This window comes from Exiguobacterium sp. s102 (genome assembly GCF_018618635.1).
GTDB classification, from domain to species: Bacteria; Bacillota; Bacilli; order Exiguobacteriales; family Exiguobacteriaceae; genus Exiguobacterium_A; species Exiguobacterium_A oxidotolerans.
Genome location: NZ_JACSML010000009.1, coordinates 19,491 through 44,507, shown reverse-complemented (window position 1 = coordinate 44,507; position 25,017 = coordinate 19,491). Strand labels below are relative to the sequence as shown.

Annotated in this window: 33 protein-coding genes; all 33 read right to left on the bottom strand. The window is 46.9% G+C overall.

Translation table 11 applies throughout. The features are described 5' to 3' along the window. Position 1: 1 nt before the first annotated feature. Positions 2-115 carry a 50S ribosomal protein L36 gene (gene rpmJ, locus KNQ02_RS14865; protein WP_003156543.1) on the bottom strand — a complete coding sequence of 38 codons (114 nt, stop codon included), beginning with the start codon at positions 113-115 and terminating at the stop codon, positions 2-4. 33 nt (positions 116-148) lie between these two features. Beyond that, complete coding sequence (infA, locus tag KNQ02_RS14860; RefSeq protein WP_012369032.1) at positions 149-367, bottom strand: translation initiation factor IF-1; 219 nt, start codon at positions 365-367, stop codon at positions 149-151. A 150-nt stretch (positions 368-517) separates the two neighbouring features. Further along, the gene (map, locus tag KNQ02_RS14855) at positions 518-1,270 is read right to left on the bottom strand and encodes a type I methionyl aminopeptidase (RefSeq protein ID WP_029332271.1); all 753 of its coding nucleotides are present in this window, start codon (positions 1,268-1,270) and stop codon (positions 518-520) included. Continuing rightward, entirely contained in the window at positions 1,270-1,917 is a 648-nt protein-coding gene (locus tag KNQ02_RS14850; protein WP_026834297.1) for an adenylate kinase, read from the bottom strand. The genes map and KNQ02_RS14850 overlap by 1 nt, the downstream gene beginning before the upstream one ends. Positions 1,918-1,989: 72 nt before the next feature. After that, on the bottom strand, positions 1,990-3,279 hold the full coding sequence (secY, locus tag KNQ02_RS14845; protein WP_088836008.1) for a preprotein translocase subunit SecY: 1,290 nt from the start codon (positions 3,277-3,279) through the stop codon (positions 1,990-1,992). After that, on the bottom strand, positions 3,279-3,719 hold the full coding sequence (gene rplO, locus KNQ02_RS14840) for a 50S ribosomal protein L15 (protein ID WP_029332269.1): 441 nt from the start codon (positions 3,717-3,719) through the stop codon (positions 3,279-3,281). Before rplO ends, secY begins: the two co-directional genes overlap by 1 nt. A 35-nt stretch (positions 3,720-3,754) precedes the next feature. Beyond that, positions 3,755-3,940 (bottom strand): 50S ribosomal protein L30, encoded by a 186-nt coding sequence (gene rpmD / locus KNQ02_RS14835; protein WP_012369027.1) that lies wholly within the window; start codon positions 3,938-3,940, stop codon positions 3,755-3,757. A gap of 18 nt (positions 3,941-3,958) precedes the next feature. Continuing rightward, positions 3,959-4,459 (bottom strand): 30S ribosomal protein S5, encoded by a 501-nt coding sequence (gene rpsE / locus KNQ02_RS14830; protein ID WP_012369026.1) that lies wholly within the window; start codon positions 4,457-4,459, stop codon positions 3,959-3,961. Between the two features lie 22 nt (positions 4,460-4,481). Continuing rightward, the gene (gene rplR, locus KNQ02_RS14825) at positions 4,482-4,832 is read right to left on the bottom strand and encodes a 50S ribosomal protein L18 (protein ID WP_029332268.1); all 351 of its coding nucleotides are present in this window, start codon (positions 4,830-4,832) and stop codon (positions 4,482-4,484) included. Between the two features lie 37 nt (positions 4,833-4,869). After that, complete coding sequence (rplF, locus tag KNQ02_RS14820) at positions 4,870-5,406, bottom strand: 50S ribosomal protein L6 (protein ID WP_029332267.1); 537 nt, start codon at positions 5,404-5,406, stop codon at positions 4,870-4,872. Between the two features lie 31 nt (positions 5,407-5,437). Continuing rightward, the gene (rpsH, locus tag KNQ02_RS14815; protein WP_012369023.1) at positions 5,438-5,836 is read right to left on the bottom strand and encodes a 30S ribosomal protein S8; all 399 of its coding nucleotides are present in this window, start codon (positions 5,834-5,836) and stop codon (positions 5,438-5,440) included. A gap of 31 nt (positions 5,837-5,867) precedes the next feature. Then, positions 5,868-6,137 (bottom strand): 30S ribosomal protein S14, encoded by a 270-nt coding sequence (rpsN, locus tag KNQ02_RS14810; protein WP_012369022.1) that lies wholly within the window; start codon positions 6,135-6,137, stop codon positions 5,868-5,870. 14 nt (positions 6,138-6,151) lie between these two features. After that, complete coding sequence (gene rplE / locus KNQ02_RS14805; protein WP_029332266.1) at positions 6,152-6,691, bottom strand: 50S ribosomal protein L5; 540 nt, start codon at positions 6,689-6,691, stop codon at positions 6,152-6,154. A 31-nt stretch (positions 6,692-6,722) separates the two neighbouring features. Beyond that, entirely contained in the window at positions 6,723-7,034 is a 312-nt protein-coding gene (rplX, locus tag KNQ02_RS14800) for a 50S ribosomal protein L24 (RefSeq protein WP_029332265.1), read from the bottom strand. 34 nt (positions 7,035-7,068) lie between these two features. Further along, a complete protein-coding gene (gene rplN / locus KNQ02_RS14795; protein ID WP_012369019.1) occupies positions 7,069-7,437 on the bottom strand; it encodes a 50S ribosomal protein L14 in 369 nt (122 codons plus the stop codon). 48 nt (positions 7,438-7,485) lie between these two features. After that, entirely contained in the window at positions 7,486-7,749 is a 264-nt protein-coding gene (gene rpsQ, locus KNQ02_RS14790) for a 30S ribosomal protein S17 (protein WP_014969155.1), read from the bottom strand. 31 nt (positions 7,750-7,780) lie between these two features. Then, on the bottom strand, positions 7,781-7,984 hold the full coding sequence (gene rpmC, locus KNQ02_RS14785) for a 50S ribosomal protein L29 (protein WP_012369017.1): 204 nt from the start codon (positions 7,982-7,984) through the stop codon (positions 7,781-7,783). After that, positions 7,971-8,408, bottom strand: coding sequence for a 50S ribosomal protein L16 (gene rplP / locus KNQ02_RS14780; RefSeq protein ID WP_012369016.1), 438 nt, complete (start codon positions 8,406-8,408; stop codon positions 7,971-7,973). Before rplP ends, rpmC begins: the two co-directional genes overlap by 14 nt. A 33-nt stretch (positions 8,409-8,441) precedes the next feature. Further along, on the bottom strand, positions 8,442-9,098 hold the full coding sequence (rpsC, locus tag KNQ02_RS14775; RefSeq protein WP_026834299.1) for a 30S ribosomal protein S3: 657 nt from the start codon (positions 9,096-9,098) through the stop codon (positions 8,442-8,444). 12 nt (positions 9,099-9,110) lie between these two features. Continuing rightward, a complete protein-coding gene (gene rplV, locus KNQ02_RS14770; RefSeq protein WP_029332264.1) occupies positions 9,111-9,443 on the bottom strand; it encodes a 50S ribosomal protein L22 in 333 nt (110 codons plus the stop codon). Positions 9,444-9,463: 20 nt separating this feature from the next. Then, positions 9,464-9,742, bottom strand: coding sequence for a 30S ribosomal protein S19 (gene rpsS, locus KNQ02_RS14765; protein WP_012369013.1), 279 nt, complete (start codon positions 9,740-9,742; stop codon positions 9,464-9,466). A gap of 63 nt (positions 9,743-9,805) precedes the next feature. After that, entirely contained in the window at positions 9,806-10,636 is an 831-nt protein-coding gene (rplB, locus tag KNQ02_RS14760; protein ID WP_029332262.1) for a 50S ribosomal protein L2, read from the bottom strand. A 32-nt stretch (positions 10,637-10,668) separates the two neighbouring features. Next, a complete protein-coding gene (gene rplW / locus KNQ02_RS14755; RefSeq protein WP_029332261.1) occupies positions 10,669-10,953 on the bottom strand; it encodes a 50S ribosomal protein L23 in 285 nt (94 codons plus the stop codon). Continuing rightward, positions 10,953-11,576 carry a 50S ribosomal protein L4 gene (rplD, locus tag KNQ02_RS14750; RefSeq protein WP_029332260.1) on the bottom strand — a complete coding sequence of 208 codons (624 nt, stop codon included), beginning with the start codon at positions 11,574-11,576 and terminating at the stop codon, positions 10,953-10,955. The genes rplW and rplD overlap by 1 nt, the downstream gene beginning before the upstream one ends. Positions 11,577-11,605: 29 nt before the next feature. Beyond that, positions 11,606-12,232, bottom strand: coding sequence for a 50S ribosomal protein L3 (gene rplC, locus KNQ02_RS14745; protein WP_029332259.1), 627 nt, complete (start codon positions 12,230-12,232; stop codon positions 11,606-11,608). Positions 12,233-12,300: 68 nt separating this feature from the next. Next, positions 12,301-12,609: a 30S ribosomal protein S10 gene (gene rpsJ, locus KNQ02_RS14740; RefSeq protein ID WP_029332258.1), complete on the bottom strand. Its 309-nt coding sequence runs from the start codon at positions 12,607-12,609 to the stop codon at positions 12,301-12,303. Between the two features lie 316 nt (positions 12,610-12,925). Then, on the bottom strand, positions 12,926-14,113 hold the full coding sequence (gene tuf / locus KNQ02_RS14735) for an elongation factor Tu (RefSeq protein ID WP_088836007.1): 1,188 nt from the start codon (positions 14,111-14,113) through the stop codon (positions 12,926-12,928). Between the two features lie 117 nt (positions 14,114-14,230). Beyond that, the gene (gene fusA / locus KNQ02_RS14730; protein ID WP_029332256.1) at positions 14,231-16,309 is read right to left on the bottom strand and encodes an elongation factor G; all 2,079 of its coding nucleotides are present in this window, start codon (positions 16,307-16,309) and stop codon (positions 14,231-14,233) included. A 124-nt stretch (positions 16,310-16,433) separates the two neighbouring features. Next, positions 16,434-16,904, bottom strand: coding sequence for a 30S ribosomal protein S7 (gene rpsG / locus KNQ02_RS14725; protein WP_023466623.1), 471 nt, complete (start codon positions 16,902-16,904; stop codon positions 16,434-16,436). A 49-nt stretch (positions 16,905-16,953) separates the two neighbouring features. Beyond that, entirely contained in the window at positions 16,954-17,376 is a 423-nt protein-coding gene (gene rpsL / locus KNQ02_RS14720; RefSeq protein WP_012369004.1) for a 30S ribosomal protein S12, read from the bottom strand. Positions 17,377-17,501: 125 nt separating this feature from the next. Then, positions 17,502-17,753, bottom strand: a complete 252-nt coding sequence (locus KNQ02_RS14715; protein WP_088836006.1) for a ribosomal L7Ae/L30e/S12e/Gadd45 family protein — start codon at positions 17,751-17,753, stop codon at positions 17,502-17,504. A gap of 80 nt (positions 17,754-17,833) precedes the next feature. Next, a complete protein-coding gene (rpoC, locus tag KNQ02_RS14710; RefSeq protein WP_088836005.1) occupies positions 17,834-21,433 on the bottom strand; it encodes a DNA-directed RNA polymerase subunit beta' in 3,600 nt (1,199 codons plus the stop codon). A 20-nt stretch (positions 21,434-21,453) separates the two neighbouring features. Continuing rightward, entirely contained in the window at positions 21,454-25,011 is a 3,558-nt protein-coding gene (gene rpoB / locus KNQ02_RS14705) for a DNA-directed RNA polymerase subunit beta (RefSeq protein ID WP_088838389.1), read from the bottom strand. Between the last annotated feature and the right edge of the window lie 6 nt (positions 25,012-25,017).

The window sequence follows — 25,017 nt, the reverse complement described above, 5'->3', positions numbered from 1 at the left end:
ATTACCCTTGTTTTTGTTTATGCTTAGGGTTTTCGCAAATAACCATTACTTTGCCTTTACGGCGGATAACTTTACACTTTTCACAGATCGGTTTAACCGAAGGTCTTACTTTCATTGTGAATACCTCCTCCTGAAAAAATCGGAGTTTTTATTTGAAACGGTATGTGATCCGTCCGCGAGTTAAGTCGTATGGTGACAACTCAACTGTTACTTTATCTCCTGGTAAGATCCGAATGAAGTGCATCCGAATTTTTCCTGAGACGTGCGCGAGGACCGTGTGGCCGTTTTCTAACTCCACCTTAAACATCGCATTTGGAAGTGGTTCGATAACCGTACCTTCCACTTCGATTACATCTTGTTTCGCCATCAATTATACCCCTTTCTCTATAAAGTTGATTGGGAGCCCAGACGATTTGTAGCGCTTAGGGGCTTTCTACAGTAGCCGTTGAGAGATCATCGGTCACAAACACGAGTGGATAGCGGCTTATAGAAAGGTGACACCAATAACGCGCACAGCTCACTCTGCATCGACCGTTAAGATCTCGTAGCCGTCGTCTGTGATGGCGATGGTGTGCTCAAAGTGGGCGCACATGCTACCGTCCACTGTCACTACCGTCCAATTGTCGGATAGTGTGCGAACATAGCGTTTCCCGACGTTGACCATTGGCTCAATCGCCAGTGTCATGCCGGTTTTCAGGCGCGGCCCTTTCCCCGGTGGTCCATAATGTGGGATTTGCGGATCTTCATGCAAATTTTGTCCCACGCCGTGGCCCACATATTCGCGGACTACAGAAAAATTCGCTGCTTCGACATGTGACTGAATCGCATGCGAAATATCTGTCAGGTGCACACCAGCTTTGGCGCGCTCCAATCCTTTATACAGAGATTCTTCAGTTACGTCAAGTAACTGCTTTGTCTCTTCAGAGATTGTACCGACCGGATATGTCCAGGCTGAATCTCCGTGATATCCATTATACTCCGCCCCGATATCAATCGAGATGATGTCTCCATCGTGGAGTACGCGGTCACCCGGAATACCATGGACAAGTTCTTCATTTACTGATGCGCAGATGCTACCAGTAAACCCATTATAACCTTTAAACGATGGTGTTGCCCCTTGACTTCGAATATAACGTTCAGCGATCGCGTCGAGTTGCCCCGTCGTGATGCCTGGACGAATGTGAGCTTTAAGCTCCTTATGCGTCCGAGCGACGATTTGTCCTGCCTTACGCATAATGTCGATTTCACGCGGCGCTTTCGTAATGATCATTACTGACCACCAAGAAGTGCTTGAACATCGGAGTAAACTTCATTAATCGGACGATCACCGTCCAAATTACGAAGATACCCTTTTTCAGCGTAAAAGTCAATCAAAGGTTGCGCTTGCGCGACGTTGACTTCAAGACGACGGCGAACCGTTTCTTCTTGATCATCTTCACGTTGAACAAGTGCTGATCCGTCGATATCACAGACACCTTCCACTTTTGGTGGGTTATAGATGACGTGATACGTTGCTCCACATGTCGGGCAAATCCGGCGGCCTGTCAAACGAGGGACAAGTTTCTCCGGGTTGACACCGATGTGAATGACGTGATCGATTTGTTTGTTAAGATCCGCAAGTAATGCTTCAAGAGCATCTGCTTGTTTCACTGTGCGTGGGAAACCGTCAAGAAGAAAACCATTTGCACAGTCTTCTTTGGCGAGACGTTCACGTACGATGCCGATTGTGACTTCATCCGGAACGAGTTCCCCTTTATCCATGTACGATTTCGCTTCCTGCCCGAGCGGTGTTTGATCTTTGATCGCCGCGCGGAACATGTCGCCTGTCGAGATGTGTGGAATGGCGTAGTCTTCGATAATTTTCGCAGCCTGCGTCCCTTTTCCAGCACCCGGCAAGCCCATCAATACAAGATTCATGTCGGTAGCCTCCACTTCTATAGACTCTATAGACACAACAGAAAGGAAAGGGATGGTCCCCTTCCTCCCGCCTTATCGGATAAAGCCTTTGTAGTGTCGTTTAACCAGTTGACTTTCAATCTGTTTCATCGTCTCAAGACCTACACCGATGACAATCAGCAAGCTTGTTCCACCAATTTGCACCGAGTTCGGTAAACCAGCGAACTTAATAAAGAACGTTGGCGTTACCGCGATGACAGCAAGGAAGAGCGAACCGAAGAATGTCAGACGATAGAGGATCTTCGTGATGTATTGTTCCGTTTGCTTACCAGGACGGATACCAGGAATGTACCCGCCTTGTTTTTGAAGGTTCTCTGCCATTTGTTCCGGGTTGACCTGAACGAATGTGTAGAAGTACGAGAAGGCGATGATCAATGCAACATAAATCGACATTCCGATTGGACTCGTATAGTCGAAGATGTCACGAATTTTCGTCGCGTTTTCCGGACTCGCAAAGAAACTTGCAATCGTTGGTGGAGTCACCATGAACGATACCGCGAAGATAACTGGGATAACACCAGCAGCATTCAGCTTCATCGGCAAGTGTGTCGATTGGCCGCCTACTGGCGCACGGTTCACCGTACGCTTAGCGTACTGAATCGGAATCTTACGTGCAGCTTGCTGCACATAGATGACACCGACGATGACCGCAATGATGATTAAAAGCAACAGTACGATATAAAGCACATTGACGAACAAAGCATCCCCTGCATTTTGGAGCTTTGTTTCGTAAATCTGGCGGAACGCGTTCGGGAAGCCTGCGACAATCCCAGCGAAGATGATCATTGATATCCCGTTACCAATGCCCTTCTCCGTAATGAGTTCACCGAGGAACATCAAGAACGCTGTACCAGCCGTCAAAACAAGTGCAATCATAACGTACGTCCAGGTGCCAAAATCTTCATTGACAAGACCTGGATAGATACGGTTAAATCCAAGCGCGATTCCAAACGCTTGGACTAAGCCGAGTACGATCGTTCCATAGCGCGTTACCGTTGCTAACTTCTTACGGCCCGCCTCTCCTTGTTTTGCCCATTCGGCAAACTTTGGAACAACGTCCATCTGTAAGAGTTGGACAACGATCGAGGCCGTAATATACGGCATGATTCCCATCGCAAAGAGTGAGAAATTCTGCAAAGCATTCCCGCCGAAGGAGTTCAAGAATCCGAGAATACCATTCTCGTCAATCTTGAATACTTCAGTGTTTACCATCGGCACTGGGATATGCGCTCCGATCCGGAACACGATAATCAGGGCCAAGGTAAAGAGAATGCGCCGACGGATGTCGGCTACGCGCCACATATTGGAGATCGCTTGAAACATTAGATCACCTCAACCGTACCGCCGGCAGCTTCGATCGCTTGCTTCGCAGCTTCGGAGAACTTGTGAGCTTTTACTGTCAGTTTCTTTTCAATCTTGCCGTTTGAAAGGATCTTAACGCCGTCTTTCATACCTTTGACTGCGCGAGTCTCGATAAGAAGTTCAGGAGTTACTTCAGTTCCTTCTTCAAAACGGTTAAGTGTGTCAAGGTTGATAACCGCGAACTCTTTACGAGTTGGGTTGTTGAAGCCGCGTTTTGGTAAACGACGGAAAAGTGGGTTTTGTCCACCTTCGAAACCTGGACGAACACCACCGCCTGAACGAGCTTTTTGACCTTTGTGACCACGGCCAGAAGTCTTACCGTTACCAGAAGACATACCGCGACCTACACGGTTGCGTTCTGAACGTGAACCAGCAGCTGGTTTCAATTCATGGAGTTTCATAGTGGGGCACCTCCTCATAAAATTATATCGTTCTATTACTCTTGAATTTCTTTAACTGTCAATAAGTGTGACACGTGGTTAATCATCCCACGCATAGCAGCGTTGTCAGGTACGACAACCGTTTGGTGCATCTTACGGAGACCAAGCGTACGAGTAGTAACGCGTTGGTTCTCCGGACGACCGATCATGCTGCGTGTGAGGGTAACTGCGAGTTTCGCCATCTGTATTCCCTCCCTTTCTTAACCGCGAAGTTCTTCGACGGTTTTACCGCGGAGTTTCGCAACGTCTTCAGCACGTTTAAGTGAAGTGAGACCTTTAACAGTCGCACGAACCATGTTGATTGGAGTGCTTGATCCAAGTGATTTCGAAAGAATGTCGTTGATTCCCGCTAATTCGAGAACCGCACGAACTGGGCCACCAGCGATGACTCCAGTACCTTCAGAAGCAGGTTTCAAGAAGACGTGACCTGCACCGAAAATTCCGTTGATTTCGTGTGGAATTGTAGTGTTAACGATTGGAACGTTAACCATGTTTTTCTTTGCATCTTCGATTGCTTTACGGATCGCTTCAGGCACTTCCTGAGCTTTACCCGTACCGAAACCTACGTGACCATTCTTGTCACCTACGACGACGAGTGCAGCAAAACGGAAGCGACGGCCACCTTTTACTACTTTCGCGACGCGGTTTACAGTAACAACGCGTTCTTCGAGTTGATCCATGTTAATTTCTAACTGGCGCATGTAGAGGTTCCCTCCTTTTCTATTAGAATTTGAGACCAGCTTCACGAGCTGCTTCAGCTACAGCTTTGATACGTCCATGATAGAGATATCCTCCACGGTCGAAAACGACTGTTTCAATACCTTTTTCAAGAGCGCGTTCAGCTGCGAGCTTACCGACTGCTGTTGCAGCGTCAGCTGTGTTGCCTTTTTCAAGATCGAGTGATGATGCAGATGCGAGTGTTGCATGTGTTGCATCGTCAATGACTTGTACGTAAATGTTCTTGTTCGAACGGAATACGTTCATGCGTGGACGTGTTGCAGTCCCGATGATTGTACGACGTACACGACCATGACGCTTTTTACGCGTAGCGTTTTTGTCTGCCTTTGAGATCATTTATGCCACTCCTTTCCGGTCAATTCGTATCAACGAATTACTTACCTGTTTTACCTTCTTTACGACGAACGACTTCATCACTGTAACGAATTCCTTTACCTTTGTACGGCTCAGGTTGACGGTACGAACGAATCAATGCAGCAACGTGTCCAACACGCTCTTTGTTGATTCCGCGGATGATGATTTGCGTATTCGTAGGAACTTCGACTTCAATGCCTTGTTCCGGAGTGTACTCGATTGGGTGTGAGTAACCGAGGTTGAGTACGATTTTGTTACCTTGCTTTTGAGCACGGTAACCAACACCTTGGATATCAAGTGTCTTAGCAAAACCGTTGTTTACACCTTCGACCATGTTCGCGATAAGCGCACGAGTCGTTCCGTGAATTGTACGGTTAGCCTTTTCGTCGTTTGGACGAACGACAGTCAATTCATTACCTTCTACGTTGATAGCCATAGTCGGGTTGAACTCACGTGTGAGTTCACCTTTAGGACCTTTTACTGTAACTGTGCTGTTTTCAACTGTTACTGTAACGCCTGCTGGGATAACGACCGGCTTTTTACCAATACGTGACATTTAAGACACCTCCGTTCTTTTTATGCGTGAATTACCAGATGTATGCGATCACTTCGCCGCCGACTTTTTGTTGGCGAGCTTCTTTGTCTGTCATAACACCTTTAGATGTTGAAACGATAGCGATTCCGAGACCACCGAGTACTTTCGGGATTTCATCAGCTTTCGCGTAAACGCGAAGACCTGGTTTCGAGATACGTTTGAGTCCAGTGATAACGCGTTCGTTGCTTGCGCCATACTTAAGGAATACGCGGAGCGTACCTTGTTTGCTGTCCTCGAGATATTCAACATCGCGGATGAAACCTTCACGTTTGAGGATTTCAGCGACTTCACGTTTGATTGTAGAAGCTGGCATTTCCAACTTCTCATGGCGAACCATGTTTGCATTACGAATGCGTGTAAGCATATCTGCAATCGGATCTGTCATAACCATGCGATGTACCTCCTTTCACAACTTTAATGAATTACCAGCTTGCTTTTTTAACACCAGGGATTTGACCTTTATGAGCAAGATCACGGAACTTAATACGGCTGATACCGAATTTACCAATGTAACCGTGTGGACGGCCAGTGATACTGCAACGGTTGTGTAAACGAACCGCTGAAGAGTTACGTGGGAGTTTGCTCAAGCCGATGTAGTCGCCTTGTGCTTTCAATTCTGCGCGTTGTTCAGCGTAGCGCTCTACGAGTGCTTGGCGTTTTACTTCACGTGCGATCATTGATTTCTTAGCCATGTGTGCGGCCTCCCTTATTTTTGGAATGGCATGCCGAGTGCTGTGAGAAGCTCACGAGACTCTTCATCCGTATTAGCAGTAGTTACGATAACGATGTCCATACCACGGACTTTAGATACGCGATCGTAGTCGATCTCTGGGAAGATCAATTGTTCCTTCACGCCTAGCGTGTAGTTACCACGGCCATCGAATGATTTCTTCGATACACCACGGAAGTCACGTACACGTGGAAGTGACACGTTGATCAACTTGTCGAGGAATTCGAACATGCGCTCTCCGCGAAGTGTAACCTTCGCACCGATTGGCATACCTTCACGAAGTTTGAAACCAGCGATTGATTTCTTAGCTTTCGTGATGAGTGGCTTCTGACCAGTGAGGAGCTGAAGCTCTTCTACTGCCATGTCAAGTGCTTTCGTGTTCGTAACAGCGTCACCAACACCCATGTTGATTACGATCTTATCGACTTTCGGCGCTTGCATTACAGAAGTATAGTTGAATTTCTCCATCATTACTTTGACGATTTCGTCTTGGTATTTAGCTTTTAAACGGTTCATCAGAAAGTGGACCTCCTTTCTTTAAATCTTCTTATTTATCTAAAGCTTCGCCCGATTTTTTAGCGATACGTACTTTCTTGCCGTCAACCACAGTGAAACCAACGCGTGTTGGAGTTCCTGTCTTAGGGTCGATGAGCATAACGTTCGATACGTGAATCGGTGCTTCTTTCTCGACAATTCCGCCTTGCGGGTTAAGTTGAGAAGGTTTTGTGTGTTTTTTGATCATGTTAACGCCTTCGACGATAACGCGATCTTTTTTAGGCATAGCAGTAAGAATAACGCCTTGTTTGCCTTTATCTTTACCAGTCATAACCTGAACTTTATCACCTTTTTTGACATGCATCGTTAGAGCACCTCCTTGTAGGAATTCTTTGGAATTAAAGTACTTCCGGTGCCAACGAGACGATCTTCATGAAGTCTTTTTCACGAAGTTCGCGTGCGACTGGTCCGAAGATACGTGTGCCACGTGGGCTTTTATCATCTTTGATGATGACTGCTGCATTTTCGTCAAAACGGATGTACGAACCGTCTTTACGACGAACGCCACGTTTAGTACGAACGACTACTGCGCGTACAACTTCACCTTTTTTGACAACGCCACCTGGTGTTGCTTGTTTAACTGTGCAAACAATTACGTCACCGATGTTAGCAGTTTTGCGACCAGATCCACCGAGGACTTTGATCGTCAAGACTTCACGAGCTCCTGAGTTGTCTGCTACTTTCAAGCGAGATTCTTGTTGAATCATACGATTGTACCTCCCTCCGGATGTTTATTCATCCGAACTAATTAGAGTTTAGATGATTACTGCTTTTTCGACGACTTCTACGAGACGGAAACGTTTGTCCTTAGAAAGTGGACGTGTTTCTTGAATGCGTACAACATCACCGATTTTAGCTGTGTTGCTTTCATCATGCGTTTTATACTTCTTAGAGTAGTTTACGCGTTTGCCGTAGAGCTTGTGCTTTACTTTAGTCTCAACTGAAACAACGATCGTTTTATCCATTTTGTCAGATACGACGCGTCCAGTTAATACTTTGCGGTTGTTAGTGCGTTCCATTGAGTGTTCCTCCTCTCAGAATCCGAGTGAATTATGCGTTGTTGATGCCGAGTTCGCGTTCACGAAGAACGGTTTTCGCGCGTGCAATCGACTTGCGCACTTCACGGATACGAGCAGGGTTCTCAAGCTGACCAGTCGCGAGTTGGAAACGAAGGTTGAACAACTCTTCTTTCCACGAACCGACTTTACCGTTGAGCTCTTCTGTAGTTTGCTGACGGAGATCAGTTGCTTTCATTCGTATCACCACCATTTTCTTCACGTTTTACGAACTTACATTTTACTGGAAGTTTGTGTGATGCAAGACGGAGAGCTTCGCGTGCGATCTCTTCCGATACTCCTGCGATTTCGAACATTACTTTCCCCGGTTTAACGACTGCAACCCAGCCCTCCGGAGCACCTTTACCTGAACCCATTCGGACTTCAAGAGGTTTTTTAGTGTATGGTTTATGTGGGAAAATCTTGATCCACACTTTACCACCACGTTTCATATAACGAGTCATCGCGATACGCGCTGATTCGATTTGACGGCTAGTGATCCAGCTAGCTTCTTGAGCTTGGATACCGAACTCGCCGAAGTGTACTGTAGTACCACGTTTCGCTTTACCACGCATGTTGCCGCGGTGAACACGACGATATTTTACACGTTTTGGTAACAACATGTTGTGTTGCCTCCTTCCCTAGACGGATGTGGATTATTGTTCGTTAGATGCTGCTTTTTTAGTAGGAAGCACTTCACCGTGGTGGAGCCATACTTTTACGCCAATTTTGCCGTAAGTTGTATCAGCTTCAGCAGTACCGTAATCGATGTCTGCACGGAGTGTATGAAGTGGAACTGTTCCTTCTGAATACTTCTCTGAACGAGCGATATCAGCGCCACCAAGACGACCAGAAACTTCAGTCTTGATTCCTTTGATACCTGAACGCATAGAACGTTGGATTGATTGCTTCATTGCACGACGGAAAGATACGCGGCCTTCAAGTTGGCGAGCGATGTTTTCAGCGACAAGTTTAGCAACTGCATCCGGGTTTTTCACTTCAACGACGTTAACGTGAACGCGTTTGCCTTTTGCAAGGTTAGTGATGTCTGTACGAAGTGTTTCGATTTCAGAACCGCCTTTACCGATAACCATACCAGGTTTAGCAGTGTGAAGTGAAATGTTCAAGCGGTTTGCAGCGCGCTCGATTTCAATTTTAGAAACACTAGCGTCTTTAAGACGTTTTTCGATATATTCACGAACTACGTAGTCTTCATGAAGGAGATCAGCATAGTCTTTATCTGCGAACCAACGTGATTCCCAGTCTTTGATGATACCTACGCGAAGACCAGTTGGGTTAATCTTCTGACCCACGGTAATCCCTCCTTATTTTTCAGATACCACGATGTGAACGTGGCTCGTACGTTTGTTGATACGGCTTGCGCGACCCATTGCACGTGGGCGGAAACGTTTGAGCGTTGGACCTTCGTTGACGTAAGCCTCTGTTACTACGAGGTTTTCGATGTTCATGTCGAAGTTGTGCTCAGCGTTCGCGATTGCCGATTTCAATGCTTTTTCAACGATTGGCGTTGCTGCCTTGTTCGTGTAAGCAAGAATCGAAAGAGCTTCGCCGATTTGCTTCCCGCGGATTAAGTCTACTACGAGACGTGCCTTACGAGGAGCAATGCGAACCATATTAGCCGATGCTTTTGATTGCATAATGAGTACCTCCCCTCAGATTAACGTTTCGTCTTCTTATCGTTACCAGCATGTCCTTTATAAGAACGAGTTGGCGCGAATTCACCAAGTTTGTGACCGACCATATCTTCTGTCACGTAAACCGGTACGTGTTTACGACCATCGTAGACAGCGATCGTGTGACCGATGAACTCTGGGAAGATTGTCGAGCGGCGTGACCAAGTTTTGATAACATGCTTGTCACCAGCTTCGTTGGCTTTATCAACCTTAGCGAGCAAATGGTGATCTGCAAATGGACCTTTTTTCAAGCTGCGACCCATAGTTGTACCTCCCTTTGGCATGATTCAGGAACGGTTCCTACGAACCGTTCAGAAATCACGTAATTATTTTTTAGAACGGCGGACGATGTATTTATCGCTCGCTTTGTTTTTCTTACGAGTTTTGTATCCGAGTGCCGGTTTACCCCAAGGAGTAAGTGGGCCCGAACGACCGATTGGAGCACGTCCTTCACCACCACCGTGTGGGTGATCAACTGGGTTCATTACAGAACCACGAACTGTAGGACGTTTTCCGAGCCAGCGTGAACGACCAGCTTTACCGATATTGACGAGCTCATGCTCTTCATTACCGACAGCGCCGATTGTAGCACGGCAAGTAGCAAGGATCATACGTGTTTCGCCTGATTGAAGACGAACAATCGCGTATTTACCATCTTTACCGAGAAGCTGAGCAGAAGTACCAGCTGAACGAACGAGCTGACCACCTTTACCAGGCTTAAGTTCGATGTTGTGGATCAACGTACCAACTGGGATGTTTACAAGTGGAAGAGCGTTACCGACTTTAATGTCAGCTTCTGCTCCTGACATGATTTGCATGTCAACTTTCAATCCTTTAGGTGCGAGGATGTAGCGTTTTTCACCATCGATGTAGTGTACAAGAGCGATGTTTGCAGAGCGGTTCGGATCGTACTCGATTGTAGCGATACGGCCAGCGATGCCATCCTTGTTACGTTTGAAATCGATGATACGGTATTTACGTTTGTGTCCGCCACCTTGGTGACGTACTGTCAAGCGACCTTGGTTGTTACGTCCGCCCTTTTTCGAAAGCTTTTCAGTTAACGATTTTTCAGGACGTGAAGCCGTAATTTCAGCAAAGTCGAGTGCAGTCATGTTACGACGACCGTTAGTGGTCGGTTTAAACTTTTTAATTCCCATCGAGAGTTCCCTCCTTTTCTACAGAGTACCGATTAACCGAGGTAATCGAGTTCTTTGCTATCTGCAGTAAGCGTGACGACCGCTTTTTTGCGGCGTGCTGTGTAACCAGCGTGACGACCTACGCGTTTTGCTTTTGGTTTTGAGATAAGTGTGTTGATTTTTTCAACTTTAACGCCGAAGATCGCTTCAACAGCATCTTTGATTTGAGTCTTAGATGCCTTCACGTCTACTTCGAACGTGTACTTTTTCTCAGCCATTTGGTTCACTGAGCGTTCAGTAATTACAGGACGTTTGATAATGTCGTGTGTATGTGCCATTATGCAAGCACCTCCTCTACTCTCGCAACTGCATCCTTCGTGAAGATGACTTTGTCGTGTCCGACAAGATCAAGGACGTTTACTCCAGCAGCGTCAACGACTGTGACACCAGGAATGTTGCGTGTTGAAAGAACGACTGTCTCGTTGTAATCAGCAGTAACGACAAGAACTTTACGTTCGATTGAAAGAGCAGCGAAGACCGAAATCATATCTTTTGTTTTCGGAGCATCGATTGTCAAACCTTCAAGAACGATGAACTCGTTGTTAGCGACTTTCGAAGAAAGTGCTGAACGTAATGCGAGACGACGAACCTTTTTAGGAAGTTTATAAGCGTACGAACGTGGTGTTGGACCGAAGACTGTTCCACCGCCAACCCATTGTGGCGAACGGATCGAACCTTGGCGTGCACGACCAGTACCTTTTTGTTTCCATGGTTTACGGCCGCCACCGCGAACTTCCGAGCGACCTTTTGTATCATGTGTACCTTGGCGACGTGAAGCTTGTTGCATGACGATTGCATCGTATACGACTGCTTCGTTTGGCTCGATTCCGAAAACGGCATCTGCGAGCTCAATATCTCCAACTTGTGTACCTGTTTGGTTAAGCAAAGCTACTTTAGGCATTCGTTATTCCTCCTTTCCTTGCAAACGGATTAGTTGCCTTTAACCGCAGTTTTGACGACAACTTGGCTCTTACGTGCGCCTGGGATAGCACCCTTGACGAGGAGTAAGCCACGTTCTACATCAACTTTTACGATTTCAAGGTTTTGAACAGTGATTTGTTCTCCACCCATGCGTCCTGGGAGCAATTTCCCTTTGAATACACGGTTTGGAGCGACAGGACCCATTGAACCTGGGCGACGGTGGTAACGCGAACCGTGAGCCATTGGACCACGTGATTGGTTGTGACGCTTGATTGCTCCAGCGAAACCTTTACCTTTCGACGTACCTGTTACATCAACCATTTCGCCTGCAGCGAAAGTATCTGCTTTAATCTCTTGACCGATTTCGAAATCTGTTACAGATGTACGGATTTCTTTAATGAAGCGCTTAGGTGTCGCACTTGCTTTCGCAGCGTGACCTTTTTGCGGTTTGTTTTGACGACCTTCTTTGATATCACCAAAGCCGAGTTGGACTGCTTCGTAACCGTCCACTTCCATTGTCTTCAATTGAAGAACAACGTTACCTTCTACTGAAACGACAGTAACTGGTACTACTTCGCCTGACTCGTTGAAGATTTGTGTCATACCGAGTTTAGTTCCTAAGATTCCTTTAGCCATGAGATACACCTCCTAATATTGAATGATTTTGATCTTCTGGCTAGTATCAACTATTTATAGAAGAAAAATTAAAGTTTGATTTCAATGTCAACGCCCGACGGAAGTTCAAGACGCATAAGCGCATCAACTGTTTTCGGTGTTGGGTTAACGATGTCGATCAAACGTTTGTGTGTACGCATTTCGAACTGCTCACGAGCATCTTTGTACTTGTGAACGGCACGAAGTACTGTGTAGATCGCTTTCTCCGTTGGGAGTGGGATCGGTCCAGATACAGTAGCACCAGAACGTTTTGCTGTGTCGACAATCTTCTCAGCCGATTGATCAAGCACGCGGTGATCGTATGCTTTCAAACGGATCCGAATTTTTTCATTTGCCATGTTGTTTCCCTCCTTTTCGCCTATTTCGTAAATAGACATTCTCCGCGGAAATTTCCACACTAGCCATGGCAATGCCGCCTGGTGTGTCATAACCTCCCGCTTCATCGCGTTGTGTTTGTGACCAACATATTCTAGTTTACTTAATTCCAAGCAAGAATGCAAGCAAAATAAATTAGAACTTGTTTTCAAGTCTCTCACCACTCGCACAAACACTTTCCTCAGTATATAAGATGTCTGACCATGTTGCAAGACTGTTTTTCAGAAAACAAAAAAAGGTCTTCCGTCACGGGAGACGGAAGACCTTTTTGCTTAAAAATTACTCAACGATTTCTGTAACTGATCCAGCGCCTACTGTACGGCCACCTTCACGGATTGAGAAACGAGTTTCTTTTTCAAGAGCGATTGGTGCGATGAGTTCAACAGTCAATTCGATGTTGTCCCCAGGCATAACCATTTCAGTACCTTCAGGAAGTTGGCACATACCAGTTACGTCAGTTGTACGGAAGTAGAACTGTGGACGGTAGTTACCGAAGAATGGCGTGTGACGGCCACCCTCTTCTTTTGAAAGGATGTAAACTTGCGCTTTGAAAGTTTTGTGCGGTGTGATTGTGTTTGGTTTCGCGAGAACTTGTCCACGCTCGATGTCGTCACGTGATACACCACGAAGAAGAGCTCCGATGTTGTCGCCAGCTTCAGCATAGTCAAGAAGCTTACGGAACATCTCTACACCAGTACATACTGATTTTTTAGTTTCTTCGTGAAGACCAACGATTTCGATCTCGTCGTTGACTTTAAGAACTCCACGCTCAACGCGGCCAGTAGCTACTGTACCACGACCAGTGATTGAGAAAACATCCTCAACTGGCATCATGAAGTCTTTTTCAGTGTCGCGAGTTGGCTCAGGGATGTACTCATCAACAGCTGTCATGAGTTCCATGATTTTTTCTTCCCATTTAGCTTCGCCGTTAAGCGCGCCGAGAGCAGATCCTTGGATAACTGGGAGGTCATCGCCTGGGAAGTCATACTCAGAAAGAAGTTCGCGAATTTCCATTTCAACGAGTTCAAGAAGCTCTTCGTCGTCAACCATGTCGACTTTGTTCATGAATACTACGATGAAAGGAACACCTACTTGACGTGAAAGCAAGATGTGCTCACGTGTTTGTGGCATTGGACCATCAGTTGCAGAAACAACGAGGATCGCGCCGTCCATTTGTGCAGCACCAGTGATCATGTTTTTAACATAGTCAGCGTGACCTGGGCAGTCAACGTGTGCATAGTGGCGTTTTTCTGTTTCGTACTCGATGTGAGCTGTTGCGATAGTGATACCGCGCTCGCGCTCTTCTGGAGCACCATCGATTTGGTCAAACTTAGTTGCAGCTTTACCTTGTGATTTTGCAAGTACAGCTGAGATAGCTGCTGTTAAAGTTGTTTTACCGTGGTCGACGTGGCCAATTGTACCAACGTTAACGTGCGGTTTAGAACGGTCGAATTTTTCTTTACCCATTCTGAATTCCTCCTCTATGTGTCTAATAATTTTTTATAACTAGGAAGGTGAATCGTCGAATAACGTACACCTTCCTTAGCTTACACTAATCAAATAATCGTGACAACCTGTGAAGGATTAGCCGTTTGATTTTTTGATGATTTCTTCAGCAACTGATTTCGGTACTTCTTCGTAGTGATCGAAGTGCATTGAGTACGTACCGCGACCTTGTGTGCGCGAACGAAGTCCTGTTGCATATCCGAACATTTCCGAAAGTGGAATCATCGAGCGAACGACTTGTGCGTTCCCACGAGCTTCCATACCTTCAACGCGTCCACGGCGTGACGTAACGTCACCCATGATGTCTCCCATGTATTCGTCTGGGATGACGATTTCAACTTTCATCATTGGCTCAAGGATAACAGCGCCGCTCTTATCTTTAAGTTGTTTGACTGCCATTGAAGCCGCGATTTTAAATGCCATCTCGTTTGAGTCGACATCGTGGTATGAACCGAAAACGAGTGCTGCTTTAACGTCAACTACTGGATAACCAGCAAGGATACCGTTTTGAAGTGCTTCTTCGATTCCGTTTTCAACCGCTGGGATGTATTCACGCGGAACAACACCACCGACGATTTTGTTGTTGAACTCGAAGCCAGCACCTTCTTCGTTCGGCTCGAATTCTACGACGACGTGACCATACTGACCACGACCACCTGATTGACGAGCGAACTTAGAATCGATTTTCGCTGCTTGGCGAATCGTTTCACGGTAAGCTACTTGTGGAGCACCAACGTTAGCTTCGACTTTGAACTCGCGACGCATACGGTCAACGATGATGTCGAGGTGAAGCTCACCCATACCTGAGATGATCGTTTGACCAGTCTCTGGGTTTGTTTCAGTGCGGAACGTTGGATCCTCTTCAGCAAGCTTAGCAAGTGCTTGACCCATTTTATCTTGGTCGGCTTTCGTTTTTGGTTCGATTGCGACCGAGATAACTGGTTCTGGGAATGTCATTGATTCGAGAACGACGTTGTCTTTCTCAGAACAAAGCGTATCACCAGTAGTCGTATCTTTAAGACCTACAGCTGCAGCGATGTCACCAGCGAAGACCATTGGGATCTCCTCACGGCTGTTCGCGTGCATTTGAAGGATACGTCCAAGACGCTCACGTTTACCTTTTGTTGAGTTCTTAACGTATGATCCTGCCGAAGCTGTACCAGAGTACACACGGAAGAACGTTAATTTACCAACATACGGGTCAGTCATAACTTTGAATGCAAGTGCAGAGAATGGCGCTTCGTCAGTAGACTCACGAACGATCTCTTCATCTGTATCCATGTTAATTCCTGTGATTGCTTTTACGTCGACTGGTGATGGGAGGTAGTCAAGGACTGCGTCAAGCATAAGCTGGACACCTTTGTTCTTGAATGCCGAACCAACGAGTACAGGGTAGAAATCAACTGTAAGAGTCGCTTTACGGATACCCGCTTTTAACTCTTCGATTGAAATTTCCTCGCCCTCGAGGTATTTCATCATCATTTCTTCTTCGTAATCCGCAACAGCTTCGATTAATGATGCACGAAGTTCTTCAGCTTCGTCTGCGAATTCTGCAGGGAAACCATCCGTTACTTCGATATCAGTACCGATGTCGTTACCGTACATGTATGTTTTCTTTTCAACGAGGTCGATGATTCCTTTGAATTCATCTTCAGCGCCGATTGGAATTTGGATTGCGTGTGCGTTCGCTTGAAGGCGATCGCGGAGCGTTCCGACCGAGTACAGGAAGTCTGCACCGATTTTATCCATTTTGTTTACGAAAACGATACGTGGTACGCCGTAAGTTGTAGCTTGGCGCCATACTGTCTCAGTTTGTGGCTCAACACCAGACTGAGCATCAAGTACTGCAACCGCACCATCAAGTACACGGAGTGAACGTTCAACTTCAACAGTGAAGTCTACGTGTCCAGGAGTATCGATGATGTTTACGCGGTTACCTTTCCATTGTGCAGTTGTTGCTGCCGATGTAATCGTGATTCCACGTTCTTGCTCTTGCTCCATCCAGTCCATTTGTGAAGCACCTTCGTGCGTTTCACCAATTTTGTGGATACGACCCGTGTAATAGAGGATACGCTCAGTCGTTGTTGTTTTACCAGCATCGATGTGGGCCATGATCCCGATATTACGGGTGTTCTTAAGGGAGAATTCTCTTGCCATCTTTAAACATTCTCCTTTCGCATTTTAATTTAGTGTACGTGCGTTGCCACACGTCATGACTATACCCGAAAGCCACCTCATATTTCCATACAAAATGGCATAGATGAGGTGGTTAATTCCGGATTTACCAGCGGTAGTGAGCAAACGCTTTGTTCGCTTCCGCCATTTTGTGCATATCTTCGCGCTTCTTAACAGAAGCACCAGTGTTGTTTGCAGCGTCCATGATTTCATTAGCAAGACGAGCATCCATAGTTTTCTCGTTACGGAGACGTGAGTAGTTCACGAGGTAACGAAGTGCGAGTGTCGTACGGCGCTCAGGGCGGACTTCGACAGGAACTTGATAGTTAGCTCCACCTACACGGCGTGCTTTTACTTCAAGAACTGGCATGATGTTGTTCATCGCCTCTTCAAAAACTTCCATTGCATCGCGACCTGAACGTTCAGCGATAGTTTCGAAAGCTTTGTATAAGATTTGTTGAGCAGTACCTTTTTTACCATCTAACATAAGACGGTTGATAAGGCGGGTAACGAGTTTAGAGTTGTAGATCGGATCAGCCATTACATCACGACGTTCTGCTTGACCTTTACGTGGCATTCCGAGTCCCTCCTTTCATATAGTGAGGTGATATCTTCAGATATCTAGATTATTTTTTTGCTGCTTTTGGACGTTTAGTACCATATTTCGAGCGACCTTGCATACGGCCGTCAACTCCAGCTGTATCAAGTGCACCACGAACGATGTGGTAACGTACCCCTGGTAAGTCTTTTACGCGGCCTCCGCGAATAAGAACAACACTGTGTTCTTGTAAGTTGTGGCCGATACCTGGGATGTAAGCTGTTACTTCCATTGTGTTCGTCAAGCGTACACGTGCGTACTTACGAAGAGCCGAGTTCGGTTTCTTCGGAGTCATTGTACCTACACGAGTACAAACACCACGTTTTTGTGGTGAGCTGATGTCAGTACGAGCTTTAATGAAGCTGTTGTACCCTTTGTTCAGCGCTGGCGAATCTGATTTCACAACTTTTGATTGACGTCCTTTACGGACCAATTGATTGATAGTAGGCATCTTTGAGATCCTCCCTTCCTGAATTCATGACAAGTTTCAAAACCACCGAGCCGGGTGGTTCATCGAAAGTCATAATGAAACGTTTTGCGTGGCTCAGGCATTCCATCGCCACACAAAACGTATTATCAAACTTTCTTAATGGCAACAGCAGTTGCCGCGACATCGATTCCACAAACCTTACCAAGCTCAAGCTTAGAAGGCACGTTCACAACCGGAACGTTAGCTTGTTTCGCCGCATCGAGCAATGCTTGTTTTACGTGTTCATCTGCGTCATCCGCGATGATCACTTCCGACGCCTTGCCAGATCGCAATGCTTTGAGCGTTTGCTTTTGACCGACAAACTTCAAATCTGCGCCGACTACTTTTTTGTAAGACATGAAGATATCCTCCAAAATAACACGGCCGGTTGGCAACACTATATCATAGTAGCACCGCCATACCGACGTGTCAAGGCGTTTTATTCTACAGGAGAATCTGCTTCTACAGGTGCTTCACCAGCTACTTCGAGTCCGATTTGACGGTAACGTGTCATTCCTGTACCAGCTGGAACTAGTTTACCGATAATAACGTTCTCTTTCAAGCCGCGAAGGTAGTCGCTCTTCCCTTTGATTGCTGCATCCGTAAGGACACGAGTAGTTTCCTGGAACGAAGCAGCTGATAGGAACGAGTCTGTCTCAAGCGATGCTTTTGTAATACCAAGGAGAACTGGTTTAGCGGAAGCGAGTGCTTTTCCTGCACGGAGCGCTTCTTTACATGCTTCTTTAAAGGTACTGATATCAACGAGTGAACCAGGGAGAAGTGTTGTCTCACCTGACTCGATGACGCGAACGCGGCGGATCATTTGACGAACCATGACCTCGACGTGCTTGTCACCGATTTCAACTCCTTGCATCCGGTATACTTTTTGAACTTCCTGAAGAAGGTAGTTCTGAACACCAGATACACCTTTAACGTTTAAGAGTTCTTTCGGATCAATCGATCCTTCTGTGAACACTTGACCGGCAATGACTTCTTCACCGAGTTGAACACGTAGACGCGATCCGAATGGAATCGTGTATGTGCGTGTTTCGCTCAGACCTTGAATCGTCAATTCACGTTTGTCACGCGACTCTGTAAAGTCGATGACTTGTCCGTCGATTTCCGAGATGACCGCTTGACCTTTCGGGTTACGGGCCTCGAACAACTCTTGGATACGTGGAAGACCTTGCGTGATATCATCTCCGGCAACCCCACCTGTGTGGAAGGTACGCATTGTAAGCTGCGTTCCTGGCTCACCGATTGATTGTGCCGCAATGATTCCGACTGCTTCACCGACTTCAACATCGTTACCCGTTGCAAGGTTACGTCCGTAACATTTCTTACAGACACCATGACTCGTGTTACAAGTGAAGGCAGTACGAATTTCAACGTTGTCGATACCAGCGTCCGTAATTGTACGCGCGATATCTTCGTCGATGAGTTCGTTAACAGAAACAAGAACTTCTCCCGTTTCCGGGTGAACGACTTTTTCGAATGCCGTACGTCCGACGAGTCGGTCGTAAAGACTTTCGATTTCTTCCGTTCCTTCGCGAAGAGCCATGACACGGATACCACGATCCGTTCCACAATCATCTTCACGAATGATAACATCTTGCGCTACATCAACGAGACGACGAGTCAGGTAACCTGAATCGGCAGTTTTCAAGGCTGTATCGGCAAGACCTTTACGCGCACCGTGCGTCGAGATGAAGTATTCCTGAACCGTCAGACCCTCACGGAACGAAGATTTGATCGGGAGCTCGATGATCCGTCCACTTGGAGCGGCCATGAGTCCACGCATCCCTGCAAGCTGCGTAAAGTTTGACGCGTTACCACGGGCACCAGAGTCACTCATCATGAAGATCGGGTTTAGACGGTTGAGGGATTTCATCAGACGAGACTGAATTTCATCCTTCGCGTCGTTCCACGACTTGACGACACGCTCATAGCGCTCGTCTTCCGTGATGAGACCACGGCGGTACGATTTCATAACGCGATCCACGTTATCTTGTGCTTCGACCAGGATTTCCTGTTTATCCGGAAGTACGATGATATCCGAGATACCAACCGTGATACCGGCACGTGTCGAGTGTTTGAAACCAAGGTTTTTCATGCGGTCGAGCATACGGCTCGTCTCCGTCGTTTCGAAACGTTTGAAGACTTCCGCGATGACATTTCCAAGGAATCCTTTTTTGAATGGCTCAATGATTGGACGGTTCTTGATTTCAGCAGCAACATCCGTTCCATTTTCAAGGAAGTACTTCTCAGGCGTTGCTTCCTGTAAGTTGCTCATTGTTGGCTCATTCAAGTATGGGAAAGTCGTTGGGAGGATCTCGTTGAAGATCAACTTACCGACAGTCGTAACCAATAATTTCTCGTTTTGTGACTCTGTAAACGTCGGGTTCTTAAGAACGCCGGCAGGAATCGCAACACGTGAATGGAAGTGAACATACCCGTTTTGGTAGGCGATGAGTGCTTCATTCACAGTCGAGAAGATTTTACCTTCACCGATCGCGTTTTCGCGTTCGAGTGTGAGGTAGTAGTTACCGAGGACCATATCCTGCGATGGTGTAACAACAGGCTTACCGTCTTTCGGGTTCAAGATGTTTTGTGCAGCGAGCATGAGAAGACGTGCTTCTGCTTGTGCTTCTGCAGAAAGTGGTACGTGGACCGCCATTTGGTCACCATCAAAATCGGCGTTGTAAGCCGTACATACGAGCGGGTGAAGACGAATCGCGCGACCCTCGACAAGTGTTGGTTCGAACGCCTGAATACCGAGACGGTGAAGTGTCGGTGCACGGTTCAAGAGAACCGGATGCTCGCGGATGACTTCTTCAAGTACATCCCAGATTTCAGGTTGAACTCGTTCGATTTTACGTTTCGCACTCTTAATGTTTGGTGCGATACCACGTGAGACGAGTTCTTTCATGACAAACGGTTTGAAGAGCTCAAGGGCCATTTCTTTTGGAAGACCACATTGATACATCTTCAAGTTTGGACCAACGACGATAACCGAACGACCAGAGTAGTCGACACGTTTACCGAGTAAGTTTTGACGGAAACGTCCTTGTTTCCCTTTCAACATATGTGAAAGAGATTTTAATGGACGGTTACCTGGTCCAGTGACCGGACGGCCACGACGACCATTATCGATCAAGGCATCAACCGCTTCTTGTAACATCCGTTTTTCATTCTGAACGATGATGTTCGGAGCGCCAAGGTCAAGAAGACGCTTGAGACGGTTGTTACGGTTGATAACACGACGATATAAATCGTTTAAATCTGATGTCGCGAAACGTCCACCATCAAGCTGGACCATCGGACGAAGTTCCGGCGGGATGACTGGCAATACTTCGAGAACCATCCATTCCGGGTTGTTGCCTGAGTTGCGGAAAGCATCTAAGACTTCAAGACGTTTGATCGCACGTGTACGACGTTGTCCTTGAATCATTCGAAGGTCTTCACGTAAACCAGCTACTTCTTTTTCGAGTTCAACGTCGCGGAGCAATTTACGAACTGCTTCCGCACCCATTTCAGCTGTGAATGAGCTACCGAATTTCTCACGGTATGCACGGTATTCTTTTTCTGAAAGGAGTTGTTTTTTCTCGAGTGTCGATTCGCCCGGATCTGTAACGACGTACGATGCGAAGTAAATGATCTCTTCGAGCGCACGTGGTGACATATCTAAGACAAGACCCATACGACTTGGGATTCCTTTGAAGTACCAAATGTGCGAAACCGGTGCTGCGAGCTCGATGTGACCCATGCGCTCACGACGGACTTTCGACTTCGTGACTTCAACGCCACAGCGGTCACAAATGATTCCTTTATAACGGATTCGTTTGTATTTCCCACAGTAACATTCCCAGTCTTTCGTTGGACCAAAAATCCGTTCACAGAACAAGCCGTCTTTCTCTGGCTTGAGCGTACGATAGTTGATCGTCTCCGGCTTTTTCACTTCCCCGAAAGACCACGAACGGATCTTTTCGGGGGAAGCGAGGCCGATTTTCATATATTCAAATCTATTAACATCTACCAAGGGGTGGACCTCCCTTTCGCTTATTCCTCTTCAGTAACAACTGGTGCGACAGGCGCTTGAACTTCTTCGAGTGCTGGAGTCGCGTTCGGGATGTTGTCCTCGTCGTCGTCCTTCATTTCGATCTCTTCGTCCTCAGCAGACATCATCTTAACGTCCATACCAAGTGATTGAAGTTCTTTAATGAGAACTCGGAACGATTCCGGTACGCCCGGTTGCGGTACATTTTCGCCTTTAACGATCGCTTCATACGCTTTAACACGACCGATCGTATCATCCGATTTGATCGTTAAGATCTCTTGGAGTGTATACGCGGCACCATATGCTTCAAGTGCCCAAACTTCCATCTCTCCGAAACGCTGTCCACCGAACTGGGCTTTACCACCGAGCGGCTGTTGCGTAACGAGTGAGTAAGGACCCGTCGAACGTGCGTGAAGCTTATCATCGACCATGTGGGCGAGTTTAATCATATACATGACACCGACCGAGATGCGGTTATCAAACGCTTCACCCGAACGACCGTCATAAAGAACAGTCTTCGCGTCGCGATCCATACCGGCTTCTTCAATCGTTGCCCAAACATCTTCCTCACGTGCACCATCAAATACCGGTGATGCGACTTTGATTCCGAGTTGGCGTGCAGCCATACCAAGGTGAAGCTCGAGCAACTGCCCGATGTTCATCCGTGATGGTACACCAAGTGGGTTCAACATGATGTCGATTGGTGTGCCGTCTGGCATGTACGGCATGTCTTCTTCTGGCAAGATACGTGAGATAACACCTTTGTTACCGTGACGACCTGCCATTTTATCTCCTTCGTGAATCTTACGTTTTTGAACGATGTACGCACGGATCAACTGGTTGACACCAGGAGATAGTTCGTCGCCGTTATCACGATCGAAGATTTTGACGTCAAGGATGATACCGTCGCCGCCGTGTGGTACACGGAGTGATGTATCACGCACTTCACGTGCTTTTTCACCGAAGATCGCATGTAACAGACGTTCTTCAGCTGTCAATTCCGTTACGCCCTTAGGTGTAACTTTACCGACTAAGATATCCCCATCTTTTACTTCAGCACCGACACGAATGATTCCGCGGTCGTCGAGGTTTTTCAGGGCGTCGTCACCGACGTTCGGAATATCACGAGTGATTTCTTCCGGTCCGAGTTTTGTATCGCGTGATTCACATTCGTATTCCTCAATGTGGATCGACGTGTAGACATCATCTTTCACAAGACGTTCGCTCATGATGACGGCATCCTCGTAGTTGTAACCATCCCATGTCATGAAACCGACGAGTACGTTACGACCGAGCGCAAGTTCCCCACCGTCCATTGATGGACCATCTGCAAGAATCTCGCCTTTATCGACAGGATCGCCTGCTTTGATGATTGGTTTTTGGTTATAGCACGTTCCTTGGTTAGAACGAATGAATTTTTGGATTTTATAACGATCAAGTTCACCTTGAACGATGTTGCCATCGACTTCCGTCGTACGACGGACAAGGATTTCACGAGCCGTTACGCGCTCAGCGATACCAGAGTGTTTTGCAACAACGGCAGCTCCTGAGTCTTTCGCAGACACGTACTCCATCCCAGTTCCAACAATCGGAGATTCTGGATCGAGAAGTGGTACGGCCTGACGTTGCATGTTTGCTCCCATGAGGGCACGGTTCGAGTCATCGTTCTCAAGGAACGGAATACATGCTGTCGCTGCCGAAACAACCTGTTTCGGAGAAACATCCATGTAATCGACACGTGATGGCTCAACAGACAAGTTTTGTCCACGGAAACGTGAGAGGACGTGTGTATCTTGGAACGTCTTCTCTTCCGTCAACAACATGTTTGCCTGCGCAACGACGTAGAGATCTTCTTCGTCTGCCGTCATGTAGTGAATTTCATCCGTGACAACACCCGTTTCCGGATTGACACGGCGGTATGGTGCTTCGATGAAACCATACTCATTGACTTTCGCGAACGAAGACAGTGAGTTGATCAAACCGATGTTTGGTCCCTCTGGCGTTTCGATTGGACACATACGGGAATAATGCGAGTAGTGAACATCTCGAACTTCAAAGCCAGCACGCTCACGTGTCAAACCACCGGGTCCGAGAGCAGATAGACGACGTTTGTGCGTCAACTCAGCGAGCGGGTTTGTTTGGTCCATGAACTGTGATAACTGTGAGCTACCGAAGAACTCTTTAATTGACGCGATAACAGGACGAATGTTGATCAATGCCTGTGGCGTGATCGCATTCTGATCTTGAATCGACATACGTTCCTTAACGACACGTTCCATACGTGAAAGACCAATACGGAACTGGTTTTGGAGCAATTCACCGACAGAACGGAGACGACGGTTACCGAGGTGGTCGATATCGTCTGTTGTTCCTACTTCATGCAACAAGTTGAAGAAGTAGTTGATTGCAGCAATCATGTCAGCAGGCGTAATGTGCTTGATGTCACGATCGATGTTACCGTTACCGATGATATTGATGATGCGTTCACCTTCAGCATCGTCCGGTGCGAACACCTTGATCGACTGTAAGTTGAAGGCTTCGCCTTGTGTTACGCCGCCAGTTGGCGTCGCTTCGATGTAACCGACAGATCCTTCAAGGAATGGCAAGACTTTGTCGAGCATACGACGGTCAAGAACCGTTCCAGCTTCTGCGATTACTTCACCTGTTTCAGGGTCAACGAGCGTTTCCGCAAGCTTTTGTCCGAACAGACGATTCTTCAGATGAAGCTTCTTATTGATTTTATAGCGACCAACGTTTGCCAAGTCGTAACGTTTCGGGTCGAAGAACCGTGACACGAGAAGTGCTTTCGCATTTTCAACTGTCGGTGGCTCACCCGGGCGTAGACGCTCATAGATTTCGATGAGGGCTTTTTCCGTTGATTCTGTATTATCTTTTTCAAGCGAATTCCGGAGGTACTCATCATCTCCAAGGAGATCGATGATTTCCTGATCCGTACCGAAACCAAGAGCACGTAAAAGAACCGTTACAGGAATCTTACGCGTGCGGTCGATTCGGACATATACGATATCTTTCGCATCTGTCTCAAGTTCGAGCCATGCTCCACGGTTCGGGATGACCGTTGCCGAGAATCCACGTTTACCGTTCTTATCTAACTTATTGTTGTAATACACACTTGGCGAACGAACAAGCTGAGAAACGATAACTCGTTCCGCACCATTAATAATGAATGTTCCCGACTCCGTCATAAGCGGGAAGTCACCCATGAAGACTTCTTGTTCCTTCAATTCACCCGTCTCTTTGTTTTGAAGACGGACTTTAACGCGCAGTGGTGCCGAATAGGTCACGTCGCGTTCTTTCGATTCATCAATCGAATACTTCGGCTCACCGAGCGAGTAATCGATGAATTCTAATACGAGATTTCCTGTGAAGTCGGAAATCGGCGAAATGTCATGAAACATCTCACGAAGACCTTCCCGTAGGAACCATTCGTATGAATTCGTTTGAATCTCAATTAGATTTGGAAGTTCTAATACTTCGCTGATACGTGCATAGCTTCTTCTCTGACGGTGACGACCGTACTGAACAAGTTGACCAGTCAACTGATT

Bases quoted from the DNA above. Each gene is read 5' to 3' on its own strand.
- rpsL (WP_012369004.1), bottom strand. From the start codon at position 17,376: ATGCCTACTATCAATCAATTGGTCCGTAAAGGACGTCAATCAAAAGTT.
- rpsG (WP_023466623.1), bottom strand. From the start codon at position 16,904: ATGCCACGTAAAGGTCAAGCAGAACGTCGTGATGTAATGGCTGATCCG.
- secY (WP_088836008.1), bottom strand. From the start codon at position 3,279: ATGTTTCAAGCGATCTCCAATATGTGGCGCGTAGCCGACATCCGTCGG.
- rplV (WP_029332264.1), bottom strand. From the start codon at position 9,443: ATGCAATCAAAAGCATCGGCTAATATGGTTCGCATTGCTCCTCGTAAG.
- rplN (WP_012369019.1), bottom strand. From the start codon at position 7,437: ATGATTCAACAAGAATCTCGCTTGAAAGTAGCAGACAACTCAGGAGCT.
- KNQ02_RS14850 (WP_026834297.1), bottom strand. From the start codon at position 1,917: ATGAATCTTGTATTGATGGGCTTGCCGGGTGCTGGAAAAGGGACGCAG.
- KNQ02_RS14715 (WP_088836006.1), bottom strand. From the start codon at position 17,753: ATGTCTTACAAAAAAGTAGTCGGCGCAGATTTGAAGTTTGTCGGTCAA.
- fusA (WP_029332256.1), bottom strand. From the start codon at position 16,309: ATGGCAAGAGAATTCTCCCTTAAGAACACCCGTAATATCGGGATCATG.
- tuf (WP_088836007.1), bottom strand. From the start codon at position 14,113: ATGGGTAAAGAAAAATTCGACCGTTCTAAACCGCACGTTAACGTTGGT.
- rpmJ (WP_003156543.1), bottom strand. From the start codon at position 115: ATGAAAGTAAGACCTTCGGTTAAACCGATCTGTGAAAAGTGTAAAGTT.
- rplX (WP_029332265.1), bottom strand. From the start codon at position 7,034: ATGCATGTCAAAAAAGGTGATAAAGTTCAGGTTATGACTGGTAAAGAT.
- rplP (WP_012369016.1), bottom strand. From the start codon at position 8,408: ATGTTGTTACCAAAACGTGTAAAATATCGTCGTGTTCACCGCGGCAAC.
- rplE (WP_029332266.1), bottom strand. From the start codon at position 6,691: ATGAACCGTTTAAAAGCTAAATACCAAGACGAAATCGTCAAAGTAATG.
- rpsQ (WP_014969155.1), bottom strand. From the start codon at position 7,749: ATGGAACGCACTAACAACCGCAAAGTATTAACTGGACGCGTCGTATCT.
- rplW (WP_029332261.1), bottom strand. From the start codon at position 10,953: ATGGCACATACACACGACATTATCAAACGTCCTGTAATTACTGAACGC.
- rpsE (WP_012369026.1), bottom strand. From the start codon at position 4,459: ATGCGCCAGTTAGAAATTAACATGGATCAACTCGAAGAACGCGTTGTT.
- rpmD (WP_012369027.1), bottom strand. From the start codon at position 3,940: ATGGCGAAACTCGCAGTTACCCTCACACGCAGCATGATCGGTCGTCCG.
- rplD (WP_029332260.1), bottom strand. From the start codon at position 11,576: ATGCCTAAAGTAGCTTTGCTTAACCAAACAGGTACACAAGTTGGAGAT.
- rpsS (WP_012369013.1), bottom strand. From the start codon at position 9,742: ATGGGTCGCAGCTTGAAAAAAGGTCCATTTGCAGATCACCATTTGCTC.
- rplF (WP_029332267.1), bottom strand. From the start codon at position 5,406: ATGTCACGTATTGGTAAAAAGCCGGTCGTTATCCCAGCAGGCGTTACA.
- map (WP_029332271.1), bottom strand. From the start codon at position 1,270: ATGATCATTACGAAAGCGCCGCGTGAAATCGACATTATGCGTAAGGCA.
- rpsN (WP_012369022.1), bottom strand. From the start codon at position 6,137: ATGGCTAAGAAATCAATGATCGCACGTGAAGTAAAACGCCAAGCACTC.
- rplO (WP_029332269.1), bottom strand. From the start codon at position 3,719: ATGAAACTCCATGAATTGAAACCAGCTGCTGGTTCACGTTCAGAACGC.
- rplR (WP_029332268.1), bottom strand. From the start codon at position 4,832: ATGATCTCAAAGGCAGACAAAAACGCTACGCGTAAAAAGCGTCATGGT.
- rplC (WP_029332259.1), bottom strand. From the start codon at position 12,232: ATGGCTAAAGGAATCTTAGGAACTAAACTCGGTATGACACAAATCTTC.
- rpmC (WP_012369017.1), bottom strand. From the start codon at position 7,984: ATGAAAGCAACTGATCTCCGTCAGCAAACTACAGAAGAGCTCAACGGT.
- rpsH (WP_012369023.1), bottom strand. From the start codon at position 5,836: ATGGTTATGACAGATCCGATTGCAGATATGCTTACACGCATTCGTAAT.
- rplB (WP_029332262.1), bottom strand. From the start codon at position 10,636: ATGGGAATTAAAAAGTTTAAACCGACCACTAACGGTCGTCGTAACATG.
- rpsJ (WP_029332258.1), bottom strand. From the start codon at position 12,609: ATGGCAAATGAAAAAATTCGGATCCGTTTGAAAGCATACGATCACCGC.
- infA (WP_012369032.1), bottom strand. From the start codon at position 367: ATGGCGAAACAAGATGTAATCGAAGTGGAAGGTACGGTTATCGAACCA.